Origin of the sequence: Sulfurospirillum sp. SCADC (assembly GCF_000743525.1) — a bacterium.
Taxonomy (GTDB): Bacteria; Campylobacterota; Campylobacteria; order Campylobacterales; family Sulfurospirillaceae; genus Sulfurospirillum.
This window is the reverse complement of the sequence record NZ_JQGK01000028.1, coordinates 1-7038: the sequence shown is the minus strand read 5'-3', so window position 1 is coordinate 7038 and position 7038 is coordinate 1. Positions and strand designations below refer to the sequence as shown.

At 41.4% G+C, this 7038-nt stretch carries 8 protein-coding genes; all 8 read right to left on the bottom strand.

The window, feature by feature from the left end:
• Nucleotides 1-316: 316 nt before the first annotated feature.
• Nucleotides 317-2479, bottom strand: coding sequence for a malate synthase G (locus JU57_RS13355; protein ID WP_037962132.1), 2163 nt, complete (start codon nucleotides 2477-2479; stop codon nucleotides 317-319).
• Between the two features lie 108 nt (nucleotides 2480-2587).
• Nucleotides 2588-2953 carry a diacylglycerol kinase gene (locus JU57_RS13350; protein ID WP_037962130.1) on the bottom strand — a complete coding sequence of 122 codons (366 nt, stop codon included), beginning with the start codon at nucleotides 2951-2953 and terminating at the stop codon, nucleotides 2588-2590.
• Between the two features lie 38 nt (nucleotides 2954-2991).
• Nucleotides 2992-3228 (bottom strand): hypothetical protein, encoded by a 237-nt coding sequence (locus JU57_RS13345; RefSeq protein ID WP_294877481.1) that lies wholly within the window; start codon nucleotides 3226-3228, stop codon nucleotides 2992-2994.
• Nucleotides 3229-3296: 68 nt separating this feature from the next.
• Nucleotides 3297-3794 carry a YajQ family cyclic di-GMP-binding protein gene (locus JU57_RS13340; protein ID WP_037962126.1) on the bottom strand — a complete coding sequence of 166 codons (498 nt, stop codon included), beginning with the start codon at nucleotides 3792-3794 and terminating at the stop codon, nucleotides 3297-3299.
• Between the two features lie 172 nt (nucleotides 3795-3966).
• Nucleotides 3967-5145, bottom strand: a complete 1179-nt coding sequence (locus JU57_RS13335; RefSeq protein ID WP_037962125.1) for a glutathionylspermidine synthase family protein — start codon at nucleotides 5143-5145, stop codon at nucleotides 3967-3969.
• 2 nt (nucleotides 5146-5147) lie between these two features.
• Nucleotides 5148-5774: a UPF0323 family lipoprotein gene (locus tag JU57_RS13330; protein WP_037962123.1), complete on the bottom strand. Its 627-nt coding sequence runs from the start codon at nucleotides 5772-5774 to the stop codon at nucleotides 5148-5150.
• Between the two features lie 6 nt (nucleotides 5775-5780).
• Complete coding sequence (locus tag JU57_RS13325; protein ID WP_037962121.1) at nucleotides 5781-6500, bottom strand: helix-turn-helix domain-containing protein; 720 nt, start codon at nucleotides 6498-6500, stop codon at nucleotides 5781-5783.
• A 133-nt stretch (nucleotides 6501-6633) separates the two neighbouring features.
• Nucleotides 6634-6846 (bottom strand): 30S ribosomal protein S21, encoded by a 213-nt coding sequence (rpsU, locus tag JU57_RS13320; protein WP_025343347.1) that lies wholly within the window; start codon nucleotides 6844-6846, stop codon nucleotides 6634-6636.
• Between the last annotated feature and the right edge of the window lie 192 nt (nucleotides 6847-7038).

The window sequence follows — 7038 nt, the reverse complement described above, 5'->3', positions numbered from 1 at the left end:
TGATAGCTTCAAATATTCGTCAATTAAACAGTAAACTGCTATAATGTCTCGCTCCATAAACGTGCCCTCCACGGCTTTTTATGGAGTCTCAAGCAATTTTTAGACCCTTCTTCGCAACTAGCAGTTTGGGTTATAACCATCCATTGTATGCGTATTGTGTTTATAAGCATCGCCTCATAAAATCTTCTAATATCGTGAAAAAATGTTGCTTTTAAGTGTGGTTGTTCTTCTGATCTGGGGAATTCTCGCAGTCTTTAAAAATTTTCTCTAGTAGAAGGCACGAGAGAAGGTTACATGCTAAGCCTTCTCTCTTCTCTTAGGCTTTTTTAACCTCTTTTCGCTTTACATGTAAACTAAATTCCGTATAGCCATTGGGTTGGGCTCTTCCTGTAAAAACCAAATCAAGCGCAGCTTGAAACGCAATACTTCCTTCAAAATGTGGCGCCATAGGCTTGTAATGTTCATCATGACTGTTTTGACGATCGACGATTACCGCCATCTTTTTAAACGCTTCTTTAACCTCTGCTTCACTCACCAATCCATGGTAGAGCCAGTTCGCAAGGTGTTGGCTTGAAATGCGCAGTGTTGCCCTATCTTCCATCAGTTCGTTATTGTTCATATCGGGAACCTTGGAGCATCCAATACCTTGATCTACCCACCGCACAACATACCCTAAAATACTCTGTATGTTATTTTCAATCTCTTTGATTTTCTCCTCTTTGCTCAATACTCGTTTTAAAAGAGGTGGCGTCAGTAAGGCTTCTAGTGAAGCTTTTTGTCGTCTCATCAGTTCTTCTTGTTTTGCCATTACATCCACGTAATGATAATGCAACGCATGCAATGTCGCCGCTGTTGGGGAGGGAACCCATGCGGTGGTAGCACCGGCTTGGGGATGAGCGATTTTGATCTCCACCATCTTTTTCATGGCATCAGGCATCGTCCACATACCTTTCCCAATTTGCGCTTTTCCTTTAAAGCCTAAAAGAAGCCCACTATCGACATTTTGATCTTCATAGGCTTTTAGCCATACCTCTTTTTTCATCTCTTCTTTGGGAACAACGGCACCCAATTCCATGCACGAATGAATCTCATCGCCCGTTCGATCCAGAAATCCTGTATTGATAAAAAAGACGCGCTCTTTCGCCGCTTCAATGCACGCTTGAAGATTGACACTAGTACGTCTCTCCTCATCCATAATACCCATTTTAATGGTATGCAAAGGAAGCTCCAAAACCTCTTCAACCTGCGCAAAAAGAGTGCTTACAAAGGCGATCTCTTCCGCTCCATGGCATTTGGGTTTTACGATATAAATGCTTCCTTCCACACTGTTGCGAATGCCTTCATTTTTGCGCAAATCATGAATCGCACACAATGTCGTGACAAACGCATCTAAAAACCCTTCGGGAATAGCTTCGCCTTGATACGTGATAGCATCGGTGTACATGTGCATTCCCACATTGCGAATCAATAATAACACCCTACCTTTGAGCGTGAGTGTTTGCCCATCAGGGGTTAAAAAATGCTTATCGGGATTGAGGGTGCGATGAATCATTTTGCCTCTGTTTTCAAAATCAACAGACAAATCGCCTTTCATCAGGCCATTCCAGTTTCGATAAATGTTCACCTTATCGAAACTATCCACCGCCGCAACGGAGTCTTCGCAATCTTGAATAGCGCTAAGCGCCGATTCTAAAATTACATCCTTGATACCAGCTACATTGCTCTGCCCTATCAGACTCTTTGCATCGAATTGAATCTCTACATGTAAACCATGATGTTTAAAAACAAGCGAAGTTAACACACCCTCTTTTTCAAGGTAAGCCACCCATTGTTCGGGGACACTAAGCGTTGTCTCACTTCCTGATAATAGCGTCATGATTAGGGTTTTATTGCTTAGTGTAAACGATTTTACATCGCGGTAAGAGCCTTGCTGCAACGGAATAATCGCATCTAAAAAATCATATGTTAGCTCAAAAACTTTTTCACCGCGTTTGGGATTATACGCACCTTGTTTTTCGTAACCTACGGTTTCTTCGATCATATCGGTTCCATACAAAACATCCAGTAAACTGCCCCATCGGGCATTGGCGGCATTGAGCGCATAACGGGCATTGTCTGCAGGAACAACCAGTTGTGGCGCAGCGCAATGTGCGATTTCAGGATCTACATGTAAAGGTACAATGGAAAAAGGGGATGGCTGTGGGATAAGATAATCAATCGAGCGCAAAAAAGCGTGATGTTCCTCAAACGACAACGAAGTACCACGACGCGCTTTATACCACGCATCAAGCGTTGTTTGAAGCGCATCACGTTTGTCTAAAAGGGCTTTATTCAATGGAGCAAGGCTGTGCACGGTTCGCTCAAATCCACTCCAAAACTGCTCCGGTGAAATGCCCGTTTGGGGGAGTGCTTCATGAATCACAAAATGATACAGTACGCTATCGATGGCTAAATGACCTATGGAAATTTTATCTGACACGTTTGACCTCCTACGAATCTCTCTTTTCGTAAAGGCTAACATAACCGCATGACAATCTTGCGATGTTTGACGTAAATGTTCGTACACAACACAAAGGTCGTGTAAAAATTACCCAAAAATAATTTTAATAAAACAAGCACCCCATACAATCACAACAATCACGATGCTTAAAAACACAACCGCACTTCCTGCATCTTTAGCGCGCCCTGCCATTTCGTGGTACTCAAGCGTGACCAAATCCGTCACTCGCTCAATGGCACTGTTAATTGCCTCCGCCAAAGGCATTCCCATTAACGCAACAAACATCAGTAATTTATACGAAAGCTCCAAAGGTACTAAAAAATTCACAGGCAATAAACACAGCACAATGATCAATTCCAAACGAAAAGAGGTCTCATTGGCGACAATATCTCTCAGGCCTTTAAGGGCGTAGGTTGTATTTTTTATAAAATGATATTTGGGTTGATTTCGCACACTAAGCCTTGTATAAAATTTTTACATGTAAGGATTGCTTACGCTTTGAAACAGACATTTCGTGCCAAATACCACTTCACAATCGCCATCGTCGAATAGCTCATTTCGCGTTGGTCAAACGGAATGGAACAGACACGCATTTTCGAGCTTATGACCCCACTGACAAGGGTTAAAAACAAGAAAAAAGCGATGCCTATCCAGACATTGTACCCATAACCTATCCACACGCCCACAATCAAAGGGATGAAGGTTAACGCGCCATAGAGGCTAAACATTAAAACTCTACACCAAAATCCTTTGATCTTGGGGACGAGCTCAAGAATAGGAGGTATCTGCTCCATGGCTACTTAAGATTGGTAAAATTGACAGGAAAGTCAAAATCGCATCCGCGAATCGCTTTAATCGCCTCTTGCAGATCATCGATCGCTTTGCCCTCCACGCGTACCACATCGCCTCGAATGGAAGCTTGCACTTTGAGCTTAAGCTCTTTAATCTCTTTGACAATTTTTTTCGCATCTTCACTGGAAATCGCATCAACAATGCTGACGGTCACTTTGGTTTTATTGCCACCTGCGACTTCGCGCTTCGTCTCTTTGAGTGCTTTTGAAGAGATGTCACGTTTAATCGCTTCGGAGATCAGTGACTCCACCATAGCATCCGCTTTGCTGTCACTGGTGGTAACAAGAGTCACCGTTTTGGCTTTTTCATTGTGCTCAAATTCGCAGGTAATGCCTTTAAAATCCCATCGGTTGGTAATCACTTTTTTAGCTTGCTCATACGCGTCTTTAAATTTTTGTTTGTCTATTTCTGCGGTAATGTCAAAACTATGCTCTTTTGCCATTTTTTCTCCTTATGTTCTTATCAATACTTTAATAGAATTCTTAACTCTATAACACACTTTTAGAGCTTTGCTTTATAAGCTACGTTCACACTGGGCTCTCCTAAGCGGAGTGCCCACGCACCTTTGGTGCTTTTTCTTCTTGCAAAATGAGTTTTGCAAGAAGTCTAATACTTTAATCTTTAATGCGGTGACCCACAAATTTGGAAAAATTCTCCATAATGAGCCCTCCTCTTCTAAAGCCAAGTCCACACCCTTCATACGCAAAGAAGACCCCTGCTTGGTAGGATTTGCCTTCAGCATCTTTGGGAAGTTCCACATATGCTTGGTAAATGGGTTTAAAATTGCCATAATCACCTTCAACTTTTGCCATAACAGACATATCTGTATCGTAAATAATCGTGTTAGCGCCTTCACGTCCAAATGCCCGTTTTTCAACCTGTTTTTTGCCCTTTAATGGTTCATACGATGTCTCTAACAGCAACGGATGATTAGGAAAAAGATCCCATAAAATCTTCATAAACGCCTTGCTTTGGAACAAAAGCGTATAGGCAGGATTGAGAATGATTGCTTTTTGCTCTCGCACGATTTCATCCAATAAAAGGGCTAAATCACCCTCTTCGATGGCGATATTTTCCCAAGGAATCAGTTTGAACCAAAATTCAAAATTTTCATCTTCTTTAAAAATCCCTTCGGCATTAAAGCCTACCTCATCCACATACGCAAAATCGGTATGAAATCCCGCCTCATTCGCGGCTGTTTGAAGTAACCGTGTGGTATTTTCATCTTCCAAATTTCCGCGAATCGAAGAGAACAAAATCTTCCAACCATCGTAAAACTTGGCAAAATCTTCCGTATTTCCACCAAGAACGACAAGGCGTTTAAAATTCTCTTTTAAAGCTTCAAACACGGTATTAAACTGTTTGGCTTCGTCCATGCCATTGGCTTTGAGCATTGCCCATTGAATAATCGCTGTCTCATAGAGGGATGTTGGGGTATCTGCATTAAATTCGATGAGTTTAATCGGCTTACCACCCACTCCTCCTGCAAAATCAAAACGACCATACAGATGCCAATGCACATCATTTGCCCATGAGTTTTTGATCAACTCCACTAAATTAAAAGGGATGTTGAGCTCATGGAAAAGATTGTTATCGATCACATATTGACCTGCCTGCGTAAACATATCATACAGCTCATTGGCTGCTTCATAATACGCTTCTACCTCGTCGTTGCTGACCAGAACCAGTTCATCGGCAACATACGATGTTTGATCCGCATCGGTATGCCAATAAAAGCCAATGGACTCTAAAAATTCTTTACTTAAAGGTCTAATTTTTTCTACATGTAACATGATTAACTTCCTGAACTACTAGGTACGCTGGAGGTACCACTGGATGAAGAGCCACTGCTAGAGCCTGAAGAGCCAAAGAAACCACTGCTTTTAGTAGCGCTGCTACTGCTCGAAGTCGACATCGGTTTGTTAAAACTTGAGGTACTTCGTGAATACGCTTGTGGAGATTTATAGGTCGTCGCGCGCTGATTTTGGTAATTTTGATTGTTAAAAAGTTTATTGCCTATCCAACTACCAATCATCGCACCCGCAATGCTAGAGAGCAAAACACCGCCTAAGCCCATCTGACCAGAGCTCATACTTGGATTGGTGAGCGCAGAGGTGTTGTTATCAATTTTAGCAGCTTCTTCTTTGACGAGCGCATCAATTTCACTTTGCGATAAAATCCGCTCGCTTCCATCAGGCTTTCGCACAATGACGCGCGTCGTTGAGCTTGGGTACTCTTCGGCTATTTTATACTCACCCGTAGCACTCTCATCGACAATAACCAGCGCACCTTGCGTTTTTGCAGCATCCGCTAGAACATTTTTATTTTCATCTTTTTGCTCACATCCTTGCATACTTGCAATCACAAGCACACCCATACCACCAGCGATCATATAATCTGAAATCTTACGAATATACTTCATCTCTTTTTATTCTCCCAATATCTCTTTAAGCTTTTTCCCTTTTTTGATAAAAAGTTTGCCATTTTTATCCATCACATCATTCAATTGACCTACTTTTTGCCCCACTTTATCGTTAATGTACTGTTTCTCTTTTTTAGAAAATCCTTTTTCCTTAAGATAACTACGCAAATCTCTCCAATCACTGTACGACTCAAACCTATCTTCCACAACACCGCCCTCTTCCTCTTCATCTAAGACATCCGCCTCCTCGAAAGAGAAAGCGTCTTCAATAGGACTCTTTGCCATAAAAGCATCTGTCGCAGATGCGTTAGCCGCTGTGACGGTCTCGTTTAGCGGAGCATGTGTGATTTGACGATTGGCTAACGTAAGAATGGCTTTGAGCTGTTCATCTCTCTCTTTATAGATCATCTCGATTTTTTCTTTGGATTCGATTAATAAACGCTCTTTATCGGCAATCAGTCGTTCTTTATCAACTTCGAGTTTCTCGTTTTTAAGCTTCATCTCTTCCAACTGAAGTTTAAGAAGCTCTACATAAGCACTCTCAGTAGAACTTGGCATTTTACGCGCAGGCGCTCCTTCTTTGAGACTGTTTTTTGTTAGTAAAATGTACTTTACACCGTTTTCAACAACACTTTGTAACGACCCTCTTCGCAAACGATTGTAGATAGCCTCTTTACTCACGCCTAAAAGCTTTGCCGCCTCGATAACGGTTAGTTTTTTATCCATCTTGTGACCCTTTTGCTAACAAAGAGAAATATATTTGCATTCATGTTATCATAGGTTTGTTTAGTTTATTTTGAGAAAGTTTTTTGAAGGGTTAAGAGAAGAAGCCAAGAAGCTAACTTCTTGGCTGTGTGTGTTAGAGTCTCGACTCGTAACGGCGAAGCATATAAAGTCTTTTTAACTGTTTTTTTCGCGCACTAATTTTATCTTTTTTGCGTTTTTCGGTTGCTGTTTCATAGAAACGTCTTGCACGCACTTCCGTTACAACTAGGTTACGATCAACTTGTTTTTTAAACTTTCTATACGCTTCGTCAAACGAATCGTTAGGATGTACTTTAATTCCTGGCATACTCTATCCACCACCTTTCTGGATGAATTTAAGATTGCATTTTAGCCAATTCTCTTTACATGTAAGCTTAAAACAACTTATTACTTTTATACTAATAACCCAAACTGCTAGTTGCGAAGAAGGGTCTAAAAATTGCTTGAGACTCCATAAAAAGCCGTGGGAGGCGAGATTATGGAGCGAGATATTATAACA